This is a genomic window from Curtobacterium sp. MCBD17_008 (genome assembly GCF_003234475.1).
Lineage (GTDB): Bacteria > Actinomycetota > Actinomycetes > Actinomycetales > Microbacteriaceae > Curtobacterium.
Genome location: NZ_QKTK01000003.1, coordinates 127,191 through 148,113, shown reverse-complemented (window position 1 = coordinate 148,113; position 20,923 = coordinate 127,191). Strand labels below are relative to the sequence as shown.

At 69.2% G+C, this 20,923-nt stretch carries 22 protein-coding genes; 21 read left to right on the top strand and 1 reads right to left on the bottom strand.

The genetic code is table 11. The annotated features are described in order from the left end of the window. The first annotated feature begins 21 nt into the window (after positions 1 to 21). From DEI95_RS04175 to DEI95_RS04100, 16 genes are all read left to right on the top strand, one after another. Positions 22 to 1,386, top strand: coding sequence for a prepilin-type N-terminal cleavage/methylation domain-containing protein (locus DEI95_RS04175; protein WP_111059463.1), 1,365 nt, complete (start codon positions 22 to 24; stop codon positions 1,384 to 1,386). Next, a complete protein-coding gene (locus DEI95_RS04170) occupies positions 1,383 to 2,072 on the top strand; it encodes a hypothetical protein (protein WP_146243586.1) in 690 nt (229 codons plus the stop codon). The genes DEI95_RS04175 and DEI95_RS04170 overlap by 4 nt, the downstream gene beginning before the upstream one ends. Positions 2,073 to 2,085: 13 nt before the next feature. Then, a complete protein-coding gene (locus tag DEI95_RS04165; protein WP_111059461.1) occupies positions 2,086 to 3,921 on the top strand; it encodes a hypothetical protein in 1,836 nt (611 codons plus the stop codon). After that, positions 3,918 to 4,775: an A24 family peptidase gene (locus tag DEI95_RS04160; protein WP_258367449.1), complete on the top strand. Its 858-nt coding sequence runs from the start codon at positions 3,918 to 3,920 to the stop codon at positions 4,773 to 4,775. The genes DEI95_RS04165 and DEI95_RS04160 overlap by 4 nt, the downstream gene beginning before the upstream one ends. A 101-nt stretch (positions 4,776 to 4,876) precedes the next feature. Continuing rightward, positions 4,877 to 5,929 (top strand): type IV pilus assembly protein PilM, encoded by a 1,053-nt coding sequence (gene pilM, locus DEI95_RS04155; protein ID WP_110824260.1) that lies wholly within the window; start codon positions 4,877 to 4,879, stop codon positions 5,927 to 5,929. Beyond that, positions 5,926 to 6,705: a hypothetical protein gene (locus tag DEI95_RS04150; protein ID WP_110824259.1), complete on the top strand. Its 780-nt coding sequence runs from the start codon at positions 5,926 to 5,928 to the stop codon at positions 6,703 to 6,705. The genes pilM and DEI95_RS04150 overlap by 4 nt, the downstream gene beginning before the upstream one ends. A 1-nt stretch (position 6,706) precedes the next feature. Continuing rightward, positions 6,707 to 7,438 (top strand): hypothetical protein, encoded by a 732-nt coding sequence (locus tag DEI95_RS04145; RefSeq protein ID WP_111059460.1) that lies wholly within the window; start codon positions 6,707 to 6,709, stop codon positions 7,436 to 7,438. A 171-nt stretch (positions 7,439 to 7,609) separates the two neighbouring features. Beyond that, positions 7,610 to 8,317, top strand: coding sequence for a hypothetical protein (locus DEI95_RS04140; protein ID WP_111059459.1), 708 nt, complete (start codon positions 7,610 to 7,612; stop codon positions 8,315 to 8,317). A 40-nt stretch (positions 8,318 to 8,357) separates the two neighbouring features. Then, positions 8,358 to 8,813, top strand: a complete 456-nt coding sequence (locus tag DEI95_RS04135) for a DUF6121 family protein (protein WP_110824256.1) — start codon at positions 8,358 to 8,360, stop codon at positions 8,811 to 8,813. Positions 8,814 to 8,888: 75 nt separating this feature from the next. Next, positions 8,889 to 10,049 (top strand): hypothetical protein, encoded by a 1,161-nt coding sequence (locus tag DEI95_RS04130; RefSeq protein WP_111059458.1) that lies wholly within the window; start codon positions 8,889 to 8,891, stop codon positions 10,047 to 10,049. Positions 10,050 to 10,312: 263 nt separating this feature from the next. Beyond that, entirely contained in the window at positions 10,313 to 10,681 is a 369-nt protein-coding gene (rpsL, locus tag DEI95_RS04125) for a 30S ribosomal protein S12 (protein WP_058728453.1), read from the top strand. 5 nt (positions 10,682 to 10,686) lie between these two features. Continuing rightward, on the top strand, positions 10,687 to 11,157 hold the full coding sequence (rpsG, locus tag DEI95_RS04120; protein WP_110824254.1) for a 30S ribosomal protein S7: 471 nt from the start codon (positions 10,687 to 10,689) through the stop codon (positions 11,155 to 11,157). 88 nt (positions 11,158 to 11,245) lie between these two features. Further along, positions 11,246 to 13,360 (top strand): elongation factor G, encoded by a 2,115-nt coding sequence (gene fusA / locus DEI95_RS04115; RefSeq protein WP_110824253.1) that lies wholly within the window; start codon positions 11,246 to 11,248, stop codon positions 13,358 to 13,360. A 149-nt stretch (positions 13,361 to 13,509) separates the two neighbouring features. Further along, positions 13,510 to 14,697 (top strand): elongation factor Tu, encoded by a 1,188-nt coding sequence (tuf, locus tag DEI95_RS04110; protein WP_110824252.1) that lies wholly within the window; start codon positions 13,510 to 13,512, stop codon positions 14,695 to 14,697. A gap of 143 nt (positions 14,698 to 14,840) precedes the next feature. Then, entirely contained in the window at positions 14,841 to 15,818 is a 978-nt protein-coding gene (locus tag DEI95_RS04105; protein WP_258367448.1) for a DNA topoisomerase IB, read from the top strand. An 87-nt stretch (positions 15,819 to 15,905) separates the two neighbouring features. Continuing rightward, positions 15,906 to 16,703, top strand: coding sequence for a DarT ssDNA thymidine ADP-ribosyltransferase family protein (locus DEI95_RS04100; protein WP_110889276.1), 798 nt, complete (start codon positions 15,906 to 15,908; stop codon positions 16,701 to 16,703). Positions 16,704 to 16,781: 78 nt separating this feature from the next. Here DEI95_RS04100 and DEI95_RS04095 read toward each other — a convergent pair whose 3' ends face one another. Next, positions 16,782 to 17,579, bottom strand: a complete 798-nt coding sequence (locus tag DEI95_RS04095; RefSeq protein WP_110889275.1) for a TrmH family RNA methyltransferase — start codon at positions 17,577 to 17,579, stop codon at positions 16,782 to 16,784. A 549-nt stretch (positions 17,580 to 18,128) separates the two neighbouring features. On the opposite strand from DEI95_RS04095, the gene rpsJ reads away from it, so the two are divergent. The 5 genes from rpsJ to rplB are packed head-to-tail and all read left to right on the top strand — an operon-like array spanning position 18,129 to position 20,921. Continuing rightward, positions 18,129 to 18,437 (top strand): 30S ribosomal protein S10, encoded by a 309-nt coding sequence (gene rpsJ / locus DEI95_RS04090; protein ID WP_110824248.1) that lies wholly within the window; start codon positions 18,129 to 18,131, stop codon positions 18,435 to 18,437. Positions 18,438 to 18,451: 14 nt separating this feature from the next. Continuing rightward, a complete protein-coding gene (rplC, locus tag DEI95_RS04085) occupies positions 18,452 to 19,105 on the top strand; it encodes a 50S ribosomal protein L3 (protein ID WP_110824247.1) in 654 nt (217 codons plus the stop codon). 2 nt (positions 19,106 to 19,107) lie between these two features. After that, entirely contained in the window at positions 19,108 to 19,767 is a 660-nt protein-coding gene (gene rplD / locus DEI95_RS04080) for a 50S ribosomal protein L4 (protein WP_110824246.1), read from the top strand. After that, positions 19,764 to 20,063 carry a 50S ribosomal protein L23 gene (rplW, locus tag DEI95_RS04075; RefSeq protein WP_110824245.1) on the top strand — a complete coding sequence of 100 codons (300 nt, stop codon included), beginning with the start codon at positions 19,764 to 19,766 and terminating at the stop codon, positions 20,061 to 20,063. The genes rplD and rplW overlap by 4 nt, the downstream gene beginning before the upstream one ends. Before the next feature lie 18 nt (positions 20,064 to 20,081). After that, complete coding sequence (gene rplB, locus DEI95_RS04070) at positions 20,082 to 20,921, top strand: 50S ribosomal protein L2 (RefSeq protein ID WP_110824244.1); 840 nt, start codon at positions 20,082 to 20,084, stop codon at positions 20,919 to 20,921. Positions 20,922 to 20,923: the final 2 nt, after the last annotated feature.

Sequence of the window (20,923 nt, the reverse complement as noted above, 5' to 3'; positions counted from 1 at the left end):
ACCAGAACGGAGGAGACCGGCATGATGCGGATCGTCGAGCGTGTCCGCGCCGGTCTTGATGCAGAAGACGGCTTCACCATCATCGAGGTGATGGTCGCGATGACCGTGTTCGCGATGATCGCAGCAGGGGTCGCCGCGGGCATCGTCTCGAGCATCTACCTGACGCAGGACAACCGCTCGCGCGAGGCTGCGCTAAACCTCGCCACGCAGGAGATCGACCGGGTGCGGAGCGTCAAGGACGTCTTCACCGTGACCAACTCGTCGAGTCCGGCGCAGGTCGGTGGGCAGCAGTACACCGTCACCCGATCGGTGAACTGGATCACGTCCACGGGCTCCGACAACACATGCGGAGCGGGAGACGGTGTCCTCGCCTACAAGCGCGTCAACGTCCAGGTCGCGTGGTCGAACGGAACGTCGAGCAAGCAGCGGTCCGTCGACATCGACACGCTGGTTGCGCCACCGACATCGGTCGCGAGCAACACGAGTTCGACGATCGTCATCGCTGTCTCGACGGCGAACGGTGCGCCCAACACCGATGCGACGGTCACCGTCAGGCCGGTGGGAGGCGGTGCTGCGCTCCCGCCTGCGCAACCGGCTCCGACCGACGCGAACGGGTGCTCCTACGCCGTCGACGTGAAGCCGGGGACCTACGAGGTCTCGGTCTCGAAGAGCGGGAACACCGACGAGGACTTCGCTTCCACCGCGTCGAAGCAGGTCGCCACCGTCGCTGGCAGTGTGGCCAGCCAGTCGTTCGTGCTCGACCAGCCGGCATCGGTCACGCTGCAGTACGCGGCGAACGCCAGGGCCGGGAGCAACCCGAAACTGCCGAGCGGTCTTTCCGCGTCCTTCGTCCGCGGTCAGACGGTGACGACGGTGACGTCCTCGCAGACGAGGGTGTTCCCCTACGGCTACGACGTCTACGCGGGCAAGTACGACAAGAGGACGTGCGCCAACGTCAACCCCTTGGCGTGGTCGATCCCCACGACGTCGAACCTCATGGTGGACGCGGCGAGTGTCCCCACCGGGGTCGGCGGTGTCGCGGGTGACTCCAGCACGGTCAAGATCCCGATGGGCCTGATCGACGTGAAGCTCGTGGGCTCCGACACCGTCCTGGTCGCGACGCCGACTCCCGGGCCGGGCACCGCGAACGACCCCGGGTGCACGACCCAACCGGCAACCACCTACACCTTCACCGGGCTGGATTCGAGGACCGCGACGACCATCGCCCTGCCGTACGGGACCTTCCAGTTCAAGGAGGGGACGTCCGCGGCAGCGCTCGGGCCGAACACTCCCGTCTTCGCCGCTTCCGCCGGAGCGACGAACGTCAACGTGACGGTCTCCGGACGCACGGTGCTCTTCGATCCCCGGACGAAGGGTGCACCGTGACGCGGCGGTGGAGGGAGCTGCGTCGACGGTTGCTCGCCGAGGAGCGCGGCATCAGTCTCGTCGAACTCATCGTGGCCATGACCCTCAGCATCCTCATCCTGACGGTCGCAGGGTCCTTCCTCGTGTCGGCGCAACGCGCGTCGGTGACGGCTCGAGCGGTCAACGACAACACGCGTACGGCAGCAGCAGCGATGAACGAGATGACCCGGATCCTGCGATCGGCGACGAACAACGCGGTGTCGACGGGTGACGAACCGCAATACGCCTTCCAGTACGCGAGTGCGACCAGCGTCCGCTTCTTTTCCTACGTCAACACGGACTCGACGGCGTCGCGGCCCGTGCTGGTGCAGCTCACGCTGGATCCGGTCCGACGATCGATCACCGAGACGAAGTGGGCGGGCACCCAGGTGGGTGCGAGTGATTACTACACCTTCCCCCTGGCGTCGACGCCGTCCTTGAGTGCGACGCCCGTGTTGACCCGCACGCTGGCGACGTCGGTCGTGTCCACGAGGGCCTTCACGTTCACCAACGCGGCAGGCGCTCCGCTCGGTTCGATCGACGCCCCCCTCAGTGCAACCGACCTGACCAACGTCCGACGCGTTGCGATCACCATCACCGCGGGGACGGACGTGTCCGACCGCCGCGCAACGACGTTGACGAACAGCGTCAGCCTCGCGAACCTCTGATCGGAGCCTCATCGTGATCCGGATCCTCCATACGCTGCGTGCTCGCGACGACGAGCGCGGCGTCGCACTCGTCGCGGTCGTCGGCGTGGGCATGGTGGTCATGATGCTCGTCGCGACGCTCGTCGCGGTCTCGTCGAGCGGAGCGCGACTCACCACGAACGACCGGGACTGGGCACGTGCCGCAGCCGCGGCGTACGCGGGCATCGCGGACTACCAGGCCCGTCTCAACGCGGACAACTCGTACGGGACCCACGGCGAGGAGGCCGCTCCGTTCAGCAGGGACAGCGGGAGCAAGTTCTCCGACGGCCCCGGTGGCAATCCGGCCTTCGGGTACCGGCCCGAAGACCGTTGGGTGGACGTTCCCGGGCGCGACGGCACTCCGAGTGGTGGCTCCTACCGGTACGCGGTCGACAACTCGAAGCTCACGTCGCAGGGCGCCATCCGTGTGCAGTCGACGGGGCGGGCTGGTTCGACGACACGGACGTTCATCGCGAACGTCCGACCGGACGGCTTCTCGAACTACCTGTACTTCACGAACTACGAGTCGCAGGACCCCTCCGTGAGCAACGAGACGGTCAACTCCACCTGCGGCGGCCAGCAGTGCAAGGTCCCCTGCACCAGCGAGTACCGGCCGTTCGCCGTCGGGACCACCTGCCAGTACATCCAGTTCGCGGCACGGGACCTGCTCGAAGGCCCGGTGCGGTCGAACGACCAGTTCCGGATCTGCGGCGCGACCTTCCAGGGCACCGTGCAGAGCGTGTACGGCTGGACCAAGGCAGGGTGCACCGGTACGACGCCGACCTTCGCGAGCAACCCCACGACGAGTTCGACGCTCACGCCGCCGGCCACCATCGCGGATCTCCGCGACTACACGCGCGAGGACCTCCGGTCGACGACGGACACGCCCGAGGGCCCGGGCTGCCTCTACACCGGTCCCACGAAGATCACCTTCCTCGGCGGGGGGAAGGTCAACATCGTCTCGCCGATGACCGTGAAGACGTGGGTGAAGGGAGCAGCCGAACAAGCGGGCGGCTTCCTGACGGGAGGCAGCCAGCCAGCCCGTTGCGGGGACGTCGACCAGCTGCACACCCCCGCCGGCGCGACGATCGACATCCCGAAGAACAACCTCATCTACGTGCAGAACGAACCGGCCGTCCGGTCGCGCGGCGGCCAGGACCCCAATCTCTGGAGCAGCTCGGAGTACAAGCGGGAGTCCACCGCATGTGACGTCACGACGCGCGCCAGCACGGCCACGTCGCTGCCGTCGAACGGGGTGGGGTTCCCCGAAGTCGGCAGCACCAACGAAGCAGACCCGACAGCGGGCCTCGGCAACACCGTGACCGATCCGTACGGTTGCGACAACGGTGACGTCTTCGTGAAGGGCACGGTGGACAAAGCGGTGACCGTCGCTGCGGAGAACTACCTGTACGTCACCGGCGACATCACCTACCCCGCGACCCGGTCGGCGTCGACGGTCCTCGGGCTGATCGGACAGCGTGCGGTGTGGGTCTGGAACCCCGTCAACCAGGCCGGGCAGCCCTACAAGCCGGCCAACCGCCGGATCGACGCGGCGATCCTCGCGAACGACGGCACGTTCGCGGTGCAGAACTACACGCTCGGGTCCTCCCGGGGAACGCTGACCGTGAACGGATCGATCGCGCAGAACTTCCGTGGGGCGGTGGGGACCGGGAGCGGGGCGAGCGGGTACTTCAAGGACTACGCCTACGACCCGTCCCTCGCCACGTACACCCCACCGAAGTTCCCACAACCGACGATCACGACCTACCGCGTCGCGACGCAGCTCGAGTCCCGCACCGCCTACACCGCATCGGGGGCAGCGGTACCGTGACGATCTCGGCAGCCGCTCCTGTCCTGGTCGTGCTCGTCGGTGTCCTGGGCATCGTCGTGGGGTCGTTCCTGAACGTGGTCGTCCACCGCGTCCCCGCCGGACTCTCCGTCGTCCGGCCGGCCAGCGCGTGCCCGCGGTGTGGGCACGCGATCCGTCGTCGCGACAACGTGCCCGTCCTGTCGTGGCTTGCACTGCGGGGGCGTTGCCGGGACTGCGGCGTCCGTATCCCGAAGCGGTACCCACTGGTCGAGGCGGCGACGGGCGGGCTCTTCGTGGTCGTCACGCTCCTCTTCCTCACCGCGCCCTGGTCGCCTGCGACCGGTGTCGCAACGGGAGCGTCAGCGGACGTCCACGTGCTCGTCGTGCTCGTCGCGTACCTGTACCTGATGGCGATCAGCCTGGCGCTCGCGCTCATCGACCTCGACACCCACACATTGCCGAACCGGATCGTGCTGCCGGCCTCCGTGGTGATGCCGGTGCTGTTGCTCACGGCATCCGTCCTGTCCGGCGACTGGGCAGCGTTGGGGCGGGGCGCGGTCGGAGCGGTGGTCCTCGGCGGGGCCTACCTGGGACTCGCCGTGGCGGTGCCCGGCGGTATGGGGTTCGGGGACGTGAAACTCGCCGTCGTGCTCGGGCTCGCCCTGGCGTACCTCGGATGGGGACCCCTCGCAGTGGGTTCTTTCGGCGCGTTCCTCCTCGGCGGTATCTTCGCCATCGCCCTGGTCGCCGTGCGGCGAGCCGGACGGCGGAGCGGGATCCCGTTCGGCCCCTGGATGCTCGTCGGCGCCTGGCTCGGGATCGCGTTCGGTCCACCGCTCTGGGCGATGTACCTCGGGCTCCTCGGGCTCTCGTGATCAGCCCCCGATCGCGAACCCACCAAGTCCTCCCGGCGTCCCGCCCGGGCATGCACCATCCTCCGCAGAGCTCCTCCGCGGCGGCACGGAAGGAGGCCGTCATGGCCAAGAGCATCGTCGGCGTCGACATCGGCGCGGCTTCGATCCGCGCTGTCGAGGTGCAGGACGCAGACCGGGCGAAGCCGGTGATCCTCCGCTTCGCCGAGGTGCCGGTGCCCGAGGGATCCACGCGGCAGGGAGAGGTGGTCGAGCCCAACACGGTCGCGGCCGCACTCCGTCAGCTGTGGTCCGTCGGGAAGTTCCGGTCGCGCGACGTCGTCCTCGGGATGGGGAACCAGCGCGTGCTCTCCCGTGACCTGACCGTGCCGAAGGCTCCGCTGGCGCAGATCAGGGAATCGCTGCCGTTCCAGGTCCAGGACATGCTGCCGGTCCCGGTCGTGGACGCGATCCTCGACTTCTACCCGACCTCGGAAGGGACGAGCGAGAACGGTCCGACGGTCAGCGGTCTCCTGGTCGCCGCCGTGAAGGACGCGGTCCTCGCGAACGTGCGCGCGGTCCAGACCGCCGGCCTCAACCCGGTCGCAGTCGACCTCATCCCGTTCGCCCTCGCACGCGTCCTCTCGCCATCGCAGCGGAGCGGGACCACGGCCATCGTCGAATGCGGCGGCAACACCACCACGGTCGTGGTCGTCACCGACGGCGTGCCGAAGTTCGTGCGCATCATCCCCACCGGAGGCGAGGACGTGACCCGGCTCCTGGCCGGCCGTCTCGAGGTCCCCGCATCCGCGGCGGAGTCCGTGAAGCGTCACTTCGGCATGGACTCGACCCGTGCGCGGACCCGCGACGACGCCCTTGCGGTCGCCGCGGTCCGGGAGACGGTCGGAGAGCTGCTCGCGAGCCTCCGGAACACGATGAACTACTTCGTGAACACCCACCCGTCCGAGCCCGTCGGCGAGGTCCTGCTGGTCGGCGGTGCGGCTGAGCTGCCGGGCTTCGCGTCGGCGCTCGCGGAGGCCACCGGCTTGCCCGTCCGACGCGGCGAGCCGTTCACCCACGCCGGGCTCGCGAAGTCGATCCGCCCAGAGGACCTCCAGACGCACGGCTCGTCGATCACCGTGGCGTGGGGGCTCGCAGTCGGAGGGAAGGCAGCATGAGCGAGGCGAAGATGAAGCAGCCGCGGTTCGCCGGGGCCCGTGGGCGCTCGAGTGTGAGCCCGGAGCGCCGTGTCGTCGAGGAGACCGCGCAGCGGTCGAAGCGCCAGCCCCGACGAGGGGCCGGCAACGGTCCGGTCGTCGGTGCCCGTCCGCGTGCGGACCTCCTGCCGACCGAGGTGCTGGTCCACCGGCGTGAGCGGCGGGTCGTCGGTCGTCTGTGGGCGGGGGTCGTGGTCGTCGCGGTGGCGGTCGGCATCGGCATCGGAGGCGCTTCCCTCGTGGCGACCCGAGCGACGGACGACCTCGCGAACGCACAGGCGCAGACGCTCTCGCTGCTGCAGCAGCAGGCGCAGTACAAGGAAGTGCGGACGACCGAGTCCTCGACGTCGCTCCTGGAGTCCGCGCAGGCGGTCGGAGGGTCGACCGAGATCGCGTGGGGGCCGTACCTGCACGAGGTTCGGGCGTCCCTCCCCGAGGGCGTCGTGATCAACGGCGTCGGCGTGGACTCGGCTTCCCCGCTCGAGCCGTACGCGCAGACCGATGCGCCCCTGCAGGGCAGGCGGGTCGCCACGCTGACGCTCGACGCGATCAGCCAGACGTTGCCGACCGTGCCGGACTGGCTCGAGTCCGTCCGGTCGTTGGACGGCTTCGTCGACGCGAACGTCAACTCGGTGACGCTCGAGGAGACGAGCGGCCACTACACGGTCAACATGACCATCCACGTCGACGAGCGAGCATTCGACGGCAAGTACCTCCCGCAGAAGAAGGGGGAATGACATGACCCGGAACCGCCTCAACATGGTCCTGGCCGTGCTCGCCATGGTGGTGGTCGCGGCTGCGGGCTTCTTCCTCGGCGTGCAACCCCAGCTCAGCCGTGCGGCGACCGACGGTGCCCAGCAGGCGACCGTCGAGCACGAGAACGCGGTGAAGTCCGGCGAGCTCGCCCGCTTGCGGCAGCAGGCGAAGACCCTGCCCGAGATGCGGACGGCACTCGCCGAGTTGCAGGCCTCCGTGCCGTCGTCGGACCGCATGTCGGCGTTCTACGACGAGGTCGACCAGGCAGCGACGACGGCAGGTGTCACGGTCTCGACGATCACCACCTCGGACGCGACCGCCTACATCCCGCCGGTCACCGAGGCGGCGTCGACCGCGACCGACGGGGCCGAGCCGGCGGCGCCGTCCACTGCGACACCCACGCCGTCCGCATCGGCCACGCCCACGCCGCCGGGCGTCACGACCGACGCGCGGATCACCGGAGAGAACTTCTCCGTCATCCCCGTCACGGTGTCGGTGGACGGCTCGTTCGACCAGGCGATGGCCTTCGCGACCGAGGTGCAGGACCTGTCCCGGCTGTACCTCGTGACGTCGATCACGTCCTCCGCCTCCGAACCGTCGGCGGAGTCTACCGAGACGTCCTCCACGACCTGGAACTTCAGCGGCTACGTCTACGTCCTCGACGTCGACGCCGACGCGTCGGCGACGACCGCGGCGTCCGGCGACGCGGGCTGAAGCCGACCCCGCCGAACGCCCCCCGGAAGGGGTCCCGCCGCCACGCCGGACCCGCTTCCGCCGGGGCGTTCCGTGCCTCTACGATGCTGCTCGGGCCCGCGCTCGCGGCTGCCCATCTCCCTCTCGGACGTCCCTCGGAACGGGCGTCCCTCGTCGTGCCCGGAGTCGCTCGTGTTGGTCGGTGTCGTGGAGTTCCTCGGCTGGTTCGGGGCCGGAACGGTCCTCGTCGGGTACGTCCTCTTCTCGCTCGGGAAGATCGCGAACGGCCCGGTGTACCAGCTGTTCAACCTGGTCGGTGGCGTCGCGATCGCGGTGAACGTGGCCGCGCACCGCGCCGTCCCCTCGACGATCGTGAACAGCATCTGGGCGGCCGTGGCGGCAGTGGTCCTCGCGCGTATGGTCGTCCGCCGCCGACGGGGCACGTCGGCCGGCGTGCAGCCGGCTCCGGAGCTGCACGCGGAACCCCCCACCACGACGGCAGTCCTGCCGGTGGTCGGCCCGGCCCTCCGCGACCACCAGTCGGAGGCGGACCACCGCTCCGATGCGGACCACCGCTCCGAGGCGCACCAGCAGCCGGAGCCCGACCAGCCGGAGACCGGCCACCGGCCCGACGGGACCCTCGTCGAGGACGCGCCCACGGGCCTCCCGGCCGGCCGCACGACGGGTACGGACGGCACGGGCACGGACGCCACGGACACGGACGCCACGGGCACCGCCGCCACGGGCACCGACGCGCCCGCTCCGATGACGGAGACGGTGCCGGTCATCACGGCGACCATCGCCCTCGCGCTCGTCCAGGCGGCACACCAGCAGCACGCGGCCCAGCAGGAGGCCGCGCAGCAGCAGACCACGCAGCCGGAACCCGCCGACGCCCCGTAGCTGCCGGACCAGGACCGACGCGGAGCGCTACGATCGGCGCATGTCCCGGTGGTTGGTGGCGACGATGGCGTCGGTCCTCTTCATCGCGCTCGTCATCGCCGTGACGGGCTTCGAGGCCCTGCTCGCCGACGTCGAGGCGATCCGGCAGCCGGACGCCACCCCCTACCTCGGTCCGGCGATGGTCGTCGGCGCCGGTGTCGCCGTGTTCCTCGCGACCGCGATGGGCGCCCGCGAGGGGAACCCCGTCGTCACCGGACTCGTCGCCGCGGCGACGACGTACCTCGTCATGCTCGGCGTGGGCGCGGTCGGCTACGCCCTCGTCCGGTCCGACGCCGCGGAACTGCTCGTCTTCCCGGCGGGCTACGCCCTCAGTCCGTTCGTGGTCGGTGGGGTCGTCGTGGCGCTCGTCACGGTCGTCGGCGGCATCTCCGCGGTCCGGTGGCAGGGCCCCCGCCCACAGGGGCAGCAGTCGTCGCCGATCCGTCCACAGGACTGACGGGAGGCCCGGCCCGCGTCCGCCGGGTTCGGTACGATTCCGGGACGAGCTGAACGACGGCGCCTTGGGGGACTCATGACGGACGCACCTGACGACTCGCGGGGCTGGGAGTCGGTGCCGGGGGCGGACACCCTCCGCGGCGACCGCGCGCTGCCCGCGGTGATGACCGCCGGCCCGACAGCGTCTGCCCCGTGGTACGCGCCCGGTCGACCTCGCCGCGGACTCCGGAAGGGTGCGGTGATCGGCATCGTCGCCGGGGCCGCAGCGCTCGTGCTCCTCGTCGTCGCGGGCGGCATCGGGTGGTCGGTCGGCTCGGACAGCCACTCCGCGGACCGCCCCGTGCAGGCGTTCCTGCGCGACGTCGAGGGCGGTCGCCTCACGGACGCGCTCGACGCCGCCGGCATCGACCGCGACGACGACGACGTCCTCCTCACCGACGCCGCCTACGCGCAGGCGAACGACAAGATCACCGCCCACCGGATCACCTCGGTCGACCAGGGCGACGACCGCGCGACCGTGCATGCGCTGCTGACCCAGGCCGGCCGGAGCGTGCCGGCCACGTTCGAACTCGAGCGCACCGGGACGGACTGGGGTGTGTTCCCCGTCTGGGAACTGCAGCCGCCGTCCCTCGGCTCGGTCGAGGTCGTCGTGCAGGGACCGACCGACAGCACTGTCCGGGTCGCCGGAGCGGAGGCGACGACCGGTGACCTCGGCGCGGTCGCACTGCGGGCGTTCCCCGGCTCGTACGAGGTGTCGTCCCAGGGCGGCAAGTGGTTCGCCGCCGATGCCTCGACGGCCGCCGTGCGGGGGTTCGGGACGCCCGGGACCCCGGTCGTGCTCGCCACGACCCTGACGGACGCCGGCCAGCAGGCCGCGACGAAGGCCGTCGACTCCTGGGTGGACGGCTGCGTCGCGGCCCAGACGGCCACGCCGGACGGCTGCAGCTTCTACGCCTACGGTGAGAACCCGGCGAACACCTACACGAACCAGAAGTGGACACTCGACGCCAGGCCGTCGGTCGACGTCGGCGACTGGTCCTCGAGGGGATGGCTCGTCGAAACCCGCGCTCCGGGGTCGGCGACGTTCACCGCGGAGTTCACCGGGCCGAGCGGTCGTGGGACCGCGACGGCGGGGCCGATCGACGTCAACGCGTCCGGCTGGATCACCGGCTTCGGGGACGACGGCGCCACCTTCGTCCCGGCGGTCGCGAACGGCCAGACCGACTCCGGCTCCTGACCGCCCTCGTTCCGCGTCCCCGGGCGGTTCTCGCCGGGGGCGAACGGGCCGCCGTCGGGCCCACCGTGGATTGATTTCAGCGGGCGTGGCGGCTAGGCTCTCCCGGGTGTGCGCCTTCGGGCGCGCCCAGATCCTGCAGGCCTCCGGCCTCCTGATCACTCCATCCCCCATCTTCCTCCGCCGTCAGGCGGTGGTCCGCGTGGGATGAGGAAGCCGACGGACCGCGTCGGCCAGAGAGCACGAGCGAAGAACCAGGAGAACAGTTGCCTACCATCCAGCAGCTCGTTCGCAAGGGTCGTACGCCGAAGGTCGTCAAGACCAAGGCGCCCGCCCTGAAGGCGAACCCCCAGCAGCGTGGCGTGTGCACCCGCGTCTACACCACCACCCCGAAGAAGCCGAACTCGGCACTGCGCAAGGTCGCTCGTGTCAAGCTCTCGAACGGCACCGAGGTCACGGCCTACATCCCCGGTGAGGGCCACAACCTCCAGGAGCACTCGATGGTGCTCGTCCGCGGCGGTCGTGTGAAGGACCTCCCGGGTGTGCGCTACAAGATCATCCGTGGTGCCCTGGACACCCAGGCCGTCAAGAACCGTAAGCAGGCCCGCAGCCGCTACGGTGCGAAGAAGGGTTGAGTTAGATGCCTCGTAAGGGTCCCGCCCCGAAGCGCCCCGTCGTCGCCGATCCGGTCTACGGCGCCCCCGTCGTCAGCCAGCTCGTCAACAAGATCCTCCTCGACGGCAAGAAGGGCCTCGCCGAGCGCATCGTCTACGACGCACTCGAAGGGGTCTCCTCCAAGAACGGCCAGGACGCCGTCACGACGCTCAAGAAGGCGCTCGACAACGTCCGTCCGACCCTCGAGGTCCGCAGCCGCCGCGTCGGTGGCTCGACCTACCAGGTCCCGGTCGAGGTCAAGCCGCACCGTGCGAACACGCTCGCGCTGCGCTGGCTGACCTCGTACGCCAAGGCCCGTCGCGAGAAGACGATGACCGAGCGTCTCATGAACGAGATCCTCGACGCGTCGAACGGTCTCGGTGCCGCGGTCAAGCGCCGTGAGGACACCCACAAGATGGCCGAGTCGAACAAGGCCTTCGCGCACTACCGCTGGTAGTCATCCGGCACCGTCCGGGTGCCTCGGTCAACAGCCGCGGCACCCGGACGGCCGCCACCCTCTCCTACAACTCTCTCGGAGGAACCCTGTGGCACAGGACGTGCTCACCGACCTGAACAAGGTCCGCAACATCGGCATCATGGCGCACATCGACGCCGGCAAGACCACGACCACCGAGCGCATCCTGTTCTACACGGGCATCACGCACAAGATCGGTGAAGTCCACGACGGCGCAGCCACCATGGACTGGATGGCGCAGGAGCAGGAGCGCGGCATCACGATCACGTCGGCCGCGACGACGTGCTTCTGGGACAACAACCAGATCAACATCATCGACACCCCGGGTCACGTGGACTTCACGGTCGAGGTGGAGCGTTCGCTCCGCGTCCTCGACGGTGCGGTCGCCGTCTTCGACGGCAAGGAGGGCGTCGAGCCCCAGTCCGAGACCGTGTGGCGTCAGGCGGACAAGTACAACGTCCCGCGCATCTGCTTCGTCAACAAGATGGACAAGCTCGGTGCGGACTTCTACTTCACCGTCGACACGATCATCAACCGCCTCGGTGCGGAGCCGCTCGTGCTCCAGCTCCCGATCGGTGCCGAGAACGACTTCGTCGGCGTCATCGACCTGATCGAGATGCACGCCAAGGTCTGGCCGGGCGATGCCAAGGGTGACGTCACCATGGGCGCCCAGTACGAGGTCCAGGAGATCCCCGCGGACCTCAAGGACCGTGCCGAGGAGTACCGCGCGAAGCTCGTCGAGCGTGTCGCGGAGACCGACGACGCACTGCTCGAGAAGTACTTCGGCGGCGAAGAGCTCTCCAAGGACGAGATCAAGGCCGCGATCCGCAAGCTGACGATCAACTCCGAGGTGTACCCGATCCTCTGCGGCTCGGCGTTCAAGAACCGTGGCGTGCAGCCGATGCTCGATGCGGTCATCGACTACCTGCCGTCGCCCCTCGACGTCCCGCCGATGATCGGCCACGACGTCAAGGACGAAGAGGTCGAGATCATCCGCAAGCCGGAGGCCTCCGAGCCCTTCTCGGCGCTCGCGTTCAAGGTCGCGGTGCACCCGTTCTTCGGTCGCCTCACCTACGTCCGCGTGTACTCCGGTCACATCGACTCCGGTGCCCAGGTCATCAACTCGACCAAGGGCAAGAAGGAGCGCATCGGCAAGATCTTCCAGATGCACTCCAACAAGGAGAACCCGGTCGACTCGGTCACCGCCGGTCACATCTACGCGGTCATCGGCCTCAAGGACACGACCACGGGTGACACCCTGTGCGACCCGTCGAACCAGGTCGTCCTCGAGTCGATGACGTTCCCGGAGCCGGTCATCGAGGTCGCGATCGAGCCGAACACCAAGGCCGACCAGGAGAAGCTCTCCACCGCGATCCAGAAGCTCGCCGAAGAGGACCCGACGTTCCGCGTCGAGCTCAACGCCGAGACCGGTCAGACGACGATCAAGGGCATGGGCGAGCTCCACCTCGACATCCTCGTCGACCGCATGAAGCGCGAGTTCAAGGTCGAGGCGAACGTCGGCAAGCCGCAGGTGGCCTACCGCGAGACCCTGACCAAGGTCGTCGAGCGCTACGACTACACCCACAAGAAGCAGACCGGTGGTTCCGGTCAGTTCGCGAAGGTGCAGATCGCGCTCGAGCCGATGCCCGTCACCGCCGAGAAGGTGTACGAGTTCGAGAACGCCGTCACCGGTGGTCGCGTCCCGCGCGAGTACATCCCGTCGGTCGACGCCGGTATCCAGGACGCGATGCAGGTGGGCGTGCTCGCCGGCTTCCCGACCGTGGGTGTCAAGGCGATCCTCAAGGACGGCGCGGCGCACGACGTCGACTCGTCCGAGATGGCGTTCAAGATCGCCGGTTCGATCGCGTACAAGGAAGCGGCCCGCAAGGCCGGTCCGGTGCTGCTCGAGCCGATCATGGCCGTCGAGGTCCGTACGCCCGAGGAGTACATGGGCGACGTCATCGGCGACCTGAACTCGCGTCGCGGTCAGATCTCCGAGATGACCGATGCGTCGGGCGTCAAGGTGGTCCGCGCGAGCGTCCCGCTGTCCGAGATGTTCGGGTACGTGGGCGACCTGCGCTCCAAGACCTCTGGTCGTGCTGTCTTCTCCATGGTGTTCGAGACCTACAACGAGGTCCCGCGCAACGTGGCGGACGAGATCATCCAGAAGAGCACCGGGGCCTGACGCTCCCGCGTCATCCCCAGGCGAGGGTGCCCGGCGACGGGCCCCTCGTCACCAAGTAAAGTAGAGACACACACACCGCGCGCCAACAGCGCAGGGCCGACCAAGGTCCTGCCGGGGGCGACGCATCCGAGTCCTGAGGAGGACCCACAGTGGCCAAGGCCAAGTTCGAGCGGACCAAGCCGCACGTCAACATCGGAACCATCGGTCACGTCGACCACGGCAAGACCACGCTCACGGCGGCGATCACCAAGGTTCTGCACGACCAGTACCCGGACCTCAACGAGGCCCGTGACTTCGCGCAGATCGACAACGCTCCCGAAGAGCGCCAGCGCGGCATCACGATCAACATCTCGCACGTCGAGTACCAGACCGACAAGCGCCACTACGCGCACGTCGACGCTCCTGGTCACGCCGACTACGTGAAGAACATGATCACCGGTGCGGCCCAGATGGACGGCGCGATCCTCGTGGTCGCCGCCACCGACGGTCCGATGCCCCAGACGCGTGAGCACGTCCTGCTCGCCCGTCAGGTCGGCGTCCCCTACATCGTCGTCGCCCTCAACAAGGCCGACATGGTGGACGACGAGGAGATCCTGGAGCTCGTCGAGCTCGAGGTCCGCGAGCTCCTCGGCTCGCAGGAGTTCGACGAGGACGCCCCCGTCGTGCAGGTCTCGGCGCTCAAGGCGCTCGAGGGCGACGAGAAGTGGGTCAAGTCCGTCCAGGACCTGATGTCCGCCGTCGACGAGAACGTCCCGGACCCGGTGCGCGCCACCGACCAGCCGTTCCTCATGCCGATCGAGGACGTCTTCACGATCACCGGTCGTGGAACCGTCGTCACCGGTCGTGTCGAGCGCGGTGAGCTCGACATCAACTCCGAGGTCGAGATCGTCGGCATCAAGGCGACCCAGAAGACCACGGTCACGGGCATCGAGATGTTCCGCAAGCTGCTGGACAAGGCAGTCGCCGGTGACAACACCGGTCTGCTCATCCGTGGCCTCAAGCGCGAGGACGTCGAGCGCGGCCAGGTCGTCGTGAAGCCGGGTTCGGTCACGCCGCACACCGAGTTCACCGCGAACGCGTACATCCTGAACAAGGAAGAGGGCGGTCGTCACAACCCGTTCTACGCGAACTACCGTCCGCAGTTCTACTTCCGCACCACGGACGTCACCGGCGTCATCACGCTGCCCGAGGGCACCGAGATGGTCATGCCCGGTGACACCGTCGCCATGACCGTCGAGCTGATCCAGCCGATCGCCATGGAGGAGGGTCTCCGCTTCGCCATCCGTGAGGGTGGTCGTACGGTCGGCGCCGGTACGGTCGAGAAGATCATCAAGTAACTCCGGTTGCTCCACGAGAGCGGGGTCGGGCCTTCGGGTCCGGCCCCGCTCTTCGTGGTTTCCGCACCGGGCGAGGCGGCAGAGGGCGCCCGCGGGGTACGTTCCTGCAGCGTCCGGCAGCGCCGATGGTGTTGCATCGGGTCGTGACACGTCTGCGCCGCTCCTCGACCAAGGGTCGCGGGTACCACCGCGTCCGCAGCGGCAAGGGCTTCTCCTACCGCGACCCGTACGGCACCACGGTCTCCGACCCGGAGGTGCGTCAGCGGCTCGAGGACCTCGTCATCCCGCCGGCGTGGGACGACGTCTGGATCTCGCCGTACGAGAACGGCCACATCCTGGCCACCGGCATCGACGGTGCAGGTCGCCGGCAGTACATGTACCACCCGTCGTGGCGTGACCGGATGGACAAGATCAAGTACGACCGGGCCCTCGCGCTGGCCGAGTCGCTCCCGGCCGCCCGGCGGATGGTGACCCAGGACCTGCGCCGACCGGACCCGGACCGCCGTCGGGCGCTGGCCGCAGCCTTCCGGATGCTCGACCAGGGCTCGCTCCGCGTCGGGTCCGAGCGGTACGCCACGGAGCACGGCAGCCACGGCCTGTCGACACTCCTCTGCTCGCACGCCCACATCTCCGGGGACGACATCGAGCTCGGCTTCCCCGGCAAGAGCCACCAGGCGTGGTCCTCGACGATCCACGACGCCGACCTCGCCCGTGTCCTGGTGGGGATGAAGCGGCGGGGGGCGAACGCCCGGCTGCTGTCCTTCCGCGAGCGGCGGGGGGACGAGTGGCAACCGGTGACCGCGGAGGACATCAACGCCTACGTGAAGGAGCGTGCCGGGGATGAGTTCACGGCGAAGGACTTCCGCACGTTGCACGGCACGGTCGCGGCCGCGGTCGACCTGGCCCAGACCGGTGTCCTGTCGAGTCAGGCGAAGCGCAAGAAGGCGATCTCGCACGCGGTGAAGGCCGCGAGCGAGGTCCTCGGCAACACGCCGACCGTCGCCCGCCAGAGCTACATCGACCCCCGGTTGCTCGATGCGTACGAGCACGGCGAGACCATCGACCCGTCCCGGTTGCACGCCGCCGAGTCCGAGGTCCGGGCCCTGCTCTACCGGCAGTGACGTGATCGGTCGCCCGCGGTTCCCGGATGACGTAGCGTTGGTCGTCGTGCCCGCCCACCCCACGAGGCACGGAAGGACCCATCAGTCGTGACCGACGAGTGCATCCACGGTTTCCCCATCGAGCTCTGCGACATCTGCTCCCCACGGCAGCGTGACCCGGAGACCATCACCAAGACCCCGACGCCACGACGCACGCGTGTGACGACGTCGCTGCGGTCCGCCCCGACGAACGCCAACGGGAAGGCCGTCGAGCCGACGTTGCCCGCCACCCGCGACTTCGCGGCGCTGCGCGCGCACCACGTCACGCACGTCGACAACCTCGCCTCGATCGTCGCCGAGGGCGCGATCCTCGCCGCCGACCGCGCGACGCCCTCCGTCGACGTCAGCTCCGCCGCCACCCGGGAGGCCCGTGGCGCGGCGCTCGCACCCGACGGTTCCAGCGTGGCCGGGCACGTGCCCTTCACGCTCTCGCCGGACGCCCGCCGGTGGGACGAACTCCGCTCCGGTGCGGAGGAGGACCGCTGGTCGGACGCGGCCAGGCGCACGCGTGCGACGGAGTTCGTCGTCCTCGTCGTCCCGACCACCGCGTTCGGTGCGTCGGTGATCCTGGCGGACACGGACGCCGAGGACCCGGACGTCCGCTTCGCCGTCGGCCCGGAGGCGGCCACGAACCTCCTCCGTCGCACCGACATCACGGACCCGTCCATGCACGGGGTCGAGCTGCTCGCCGGCCCGCAGGTGCCGCTGTCGTCGGTCGCGCTCGTGGGCGTGCCGAACGACCGCGTCCGGCAGCAGGTGAAGGCCGTCTTCGCCGAGCAGGGCGGACCGTCGCCCCGTGTCGCGGTGTTCCCGCCGTGGTTCGTGCCGCCGCTCCCCGAGGACTGACGCCGCTCGCGACGCTCATGCCACGCAGGACGCCCCGGTTCCCCGAGTGGGAGCCGGGGCGTCCTGCGTGCCGTGGGGTCAGGGACGTCGACGGGAGCGGGCGTAGAGCACGATGCCGGCGACGACGGAGACGTTGAGCGACTCCACCCGGCTGTCGATCGGCACCGACACCGTCTGCGTCGCGAGGTCCTGCAGGACGTCCGATGCCCCGGTCTTCTCGGCGCCGAGCAGCAGGGCGACGTCCTCGTCGAGGTCCCCGAGCGACTCGGGGGAGAGGGAGCCGTCCATGTCGACGTCGACCACGCGGAGCCCGGACTCGCCGAGCCACCGGGCGACGCGCTCGCGGGTCTCGAGCAGGACCGGCACCGAGAACACGTGGCCGCGACTGGCGCGCACGACACGACGGTCGGCGATCGTGGGGAGGTCGCTGTCGACGAGCACGACGCCCCGTGCGCCGAGGCCGACGGCCGTCCGCACGATGGCACCGATGTTGCCGACGATCTTCACGCCGTCCAGGACGAGCACGTCCCCGGTGCCCTCGGCGAGGGCGGAGAAGCGGGCCGGTGCCGGGACGTTCGCGACGCCGAAGACCTTCGGACGCTTCTCGGAGCGGAACACCTTGGTCAGGACGGCCGGGTCGACGAGCCGTACCGGCACCCCGTGCTCGGTGCAGAGGGCGGCGAGGTCGGCGGGGAACTCCCGGCTCGAGTCGCCGTACACCTCGACGAAGCGGACGCCGGCGCGGAGGGCCTGCACGAGGGGCTCGAGGTCCTCGACGATCGCGGTGCGGACGGCGCCGCGCGCCGGCTTCGCGAGGTCGGCGAGACGCTGCACCGCGGGGTCGGACTGGTCGGTGAGCACTTCGGGTTCCGGCATGCGCGAAGGCTAGCAGCGGCGCGGGACGCCGCCCCGGGAGCGGCCGCCGACCGAGCGTCCGGCGCGCGTCGACCCGACCGCTGCGGGCGGGCCTCCAGGCCGTGCGTCGGGACGCTGAGGAGCCCGGGACGACGGACCCGGGAGGCCCGGAGGGCCGTGTCCGACACGCCGCTGTGATCGCGACACGCCCGGGTTGCACCGACGCGGGGCCTATGGGAGACTTGTCCGGTTCCGAAATTCCGCGGGCGTTCGCGCCCGCAGGGTCACTGCTCTGGCAGTGCACAACCCCCTTGTGAAGCAGGGCTGGGTTGGGCCGCAGGCAGCAGAACACGATCGTCATCCTCGTGCACCACGGCGCAGTTGGGCCGGGTGTGGGTGACGACATGTCCGCGCGGGTGGCCCAGGCCCTCGCGCGGTTGACAGGAGAACAGCGGTCATCCCCTCCGGGCGGAGCCGGTGGTTCACGTAAACAGCCGGGCACGCGACAGCGGAGTCCCGGCGGCGTCAGGCGGCCTGCGGGTGCGCGGCGCAGAGAGGACAGGAAAACACATGGCGGGACAGAAGATCCGCATCCGGCTCAAGTCGTACGACCACGAGGTCATCGACACGTCGGCCCGGAAGATCGTCGACACGGTGACCCGTGCCGGTGCGACCGTGGTCGGCCCGGTGCCGCTCCCCACCGAGAAGAACGTGATCCCCGTGATCCGTTCTCCCCACAAGTACAAGGACTCGCGCGAGCACTTCGAGAAGCGCACGCACAAGCGGGTCATCGACATCGTCGACCCGACGCCGAAGGCCGTCGACTCGCTCATGCGACTCGACCTCCCGGCGGACGTCAACATCGAGATCAAGCTGTAAGGGGGCTGGAACTCATGGCGAACTCAACCAAGACCGTCAAGGGCCTCCTCGGCAAGAAGCTCGGGATGACCCAGGTGTGGGACGAGAACAACAAGTTCATCCCCGTCACCGTGATCGAGGTCGGCCCGAACGTGGTCACCCAGATCCGCAACGTCGAGCGCGACGGCTACGAGGCGATCCAGATCGCCGCGGGCCAGATCGACCCCCGCAAGGTGAACAAGCCGGCCGCTGGCCACTTCGAGGCCGCCGGGGTCACCCCGCGCCGCACGCTCACCGAGATCCGGACGAACGACTCCGCCGAGTACTCGCTCGGCCAGGAGCTCACGGTCGACCTGTTCGAAGCGGGCCAGAAGGTCGACGTCGTCGGCACCAGCAAGGGCAAGGGCTTCGCCGGTGTCATGAAGCGTCACAACTTCGCCGGTGTCTCCGCCTCGCACGGTTCGCACCGCAACCACCGCAAGCCCGGTTCGATCGGCGCCTCCTCGACCCCGTCGCGTGTCTTCAAGGGCATGCGCATGGCCGGTCGGATGGGTGGCGACCGCGTGACCGTCCTCAACCTCACGGTCCACGCCGTCGACGCCGAGAAGGGTCTGCTGCTCGTCAAGGGCGCCGTCCCCGGTGCTCGTGGCCGTTCCGTCTTCGTCCGCACCGCCGTGAAGGGTAAGTGATCATGGCCACCACGACCGCAACCACGATCGACGTCCTCGACGTCACGGGTGAGAAGTCCGGCACCGTCGAGCTCCCCGCAGCGATCTTCGACGTCGAGACCAACGTCCCGCTGATCCACCAGGTGGTCACCGCGCAGCTCGCCGCCGCGCGCCAGGGCACCCACAAGACCAAGAACCGTGGCGAAGTCCGCGGTGCCGGTCGCAAGCCGTTCAAGCAGAAGGGCACCGGCCGCTCCCGTCAGGGTTCGGTCCGCGCTCCGGAGCACACCGGTGGTGGCGTCGTCCACGGACCGACCCCCCGCGACTACTCGCAGCGCACCCCGAAGAAGATGATCGCCGCAGCCCTGCTCGGCTCGCTCTCGGACCGCGCCCGCGGTGGCCGCATCTCCGCTGTGGAGGGCTTCATCGCGGCCGAGACGCCGTCGACGAAGGTCGCCCGCACGCTGCTCGAGAAGGTCGCGCCCGTCAAGAACGTGCTCGTCGTGCTCGAGTCGGGCGACGAGCTCACGCTCAAGTCGATCCGCAACCTGCCGAACGTCCACGCGCTCTCGTACGGCCAGCTCAACGCCTACGACGTGCTCAAGGCCGACGCGCTCGTCTTCAGCAAGAGCGCACTCGACGCCTTCATCGCGTCGAAGACCGCGAAGGAGATCACCGCATGAGCGGCTTCAACAAGGACCCGCGCGACATCATCATCTCGCCGGTCGTGTCGGAGAAGAGCTACGGCCTCATCGACCAGGGCAAGTACACGTTCCTCGTGGACCCCCGTGCGAACAAGACCGAGATCAAGCTCGCGATCGAGAAGATCTTCGACGTCAAGGTCGCCGGCATCAACACGCTGAACCGTCCGGGCAAGACCCGCCGGACCAAGTTCGGGATCGGCAAGCGCAAGGACACCAAGCGCGCCATCGTGACGCTCAAGTCCGGTTCGATCGACATCTTCACGGCTGTCGGCTGAGGACCAGAGGGATAAATCATGGCTATTCGTAACTACAAGCCCACGACTCCCGGTCGTCGCGGCTCCTCGGTCGCCGACTTCGCCGAGATCACCCGTTCGACCCCGGAGAAGTCCCTGCTCCGTCCGCTGCCGAAGACCGGTGGCCGGAACAGCTCGGGTCGCATCACGACGCGTCACATCGGTGGTGGCCACAAGCGCCAGTACCGCGTGATCGACTTCCGTCGTGCCGACAAGGACGGCGTCGACGCGAAGGTCGCGCACATCGAGTACGACCCGAACCGCACGGCGCGCATCGCGCTCCTGCACTTCGTGGACGGCACCAAGCGCTACATCATCGCTCCGAACAAGCTCAAGCAGGGCGACGTCGTCGAGACGGGCCCCGGCGCTGACATCAAGCCGGGCAACAACCTGCCGCTGCGCAACATCCCCGTCGGTACCGTGATCCACGCGATCGAGCTCCGTCCCGGTGGCGGCGCGAAGATGGCCCGGTCCGCCGGTGCCTCGGTGCGTCTCGTCGCCAAGGACGGCCCCTACGCGCAGCTCCGCCTGCCGTCGGGTGAGGTCCGCAACGTCGACGCGCGCTGCCGCGCCACCATCGGCGAGGTCGGCAACGCCGAGCAGTCGAACATCAACTGGGGCAAGGCCGGCCGCATGCGCTGGAAGGGCGTCCGCCCGACCGTGCGTGGTGTCGCGATGAACCCGGTCGACCACCCGCACGGTGGTGGTGAGGGCAAGACGTCCGGTGGTCGTCACCCGGTCAGCCCCTGGGGCCAGGCCGAGGGTCGCACGCGCAAGCCCAACAAGCCGAGCGACAAGCTCATCGTCCGTCGCCGTAACGCCGGCAAGAAGCGCAAGTAGGA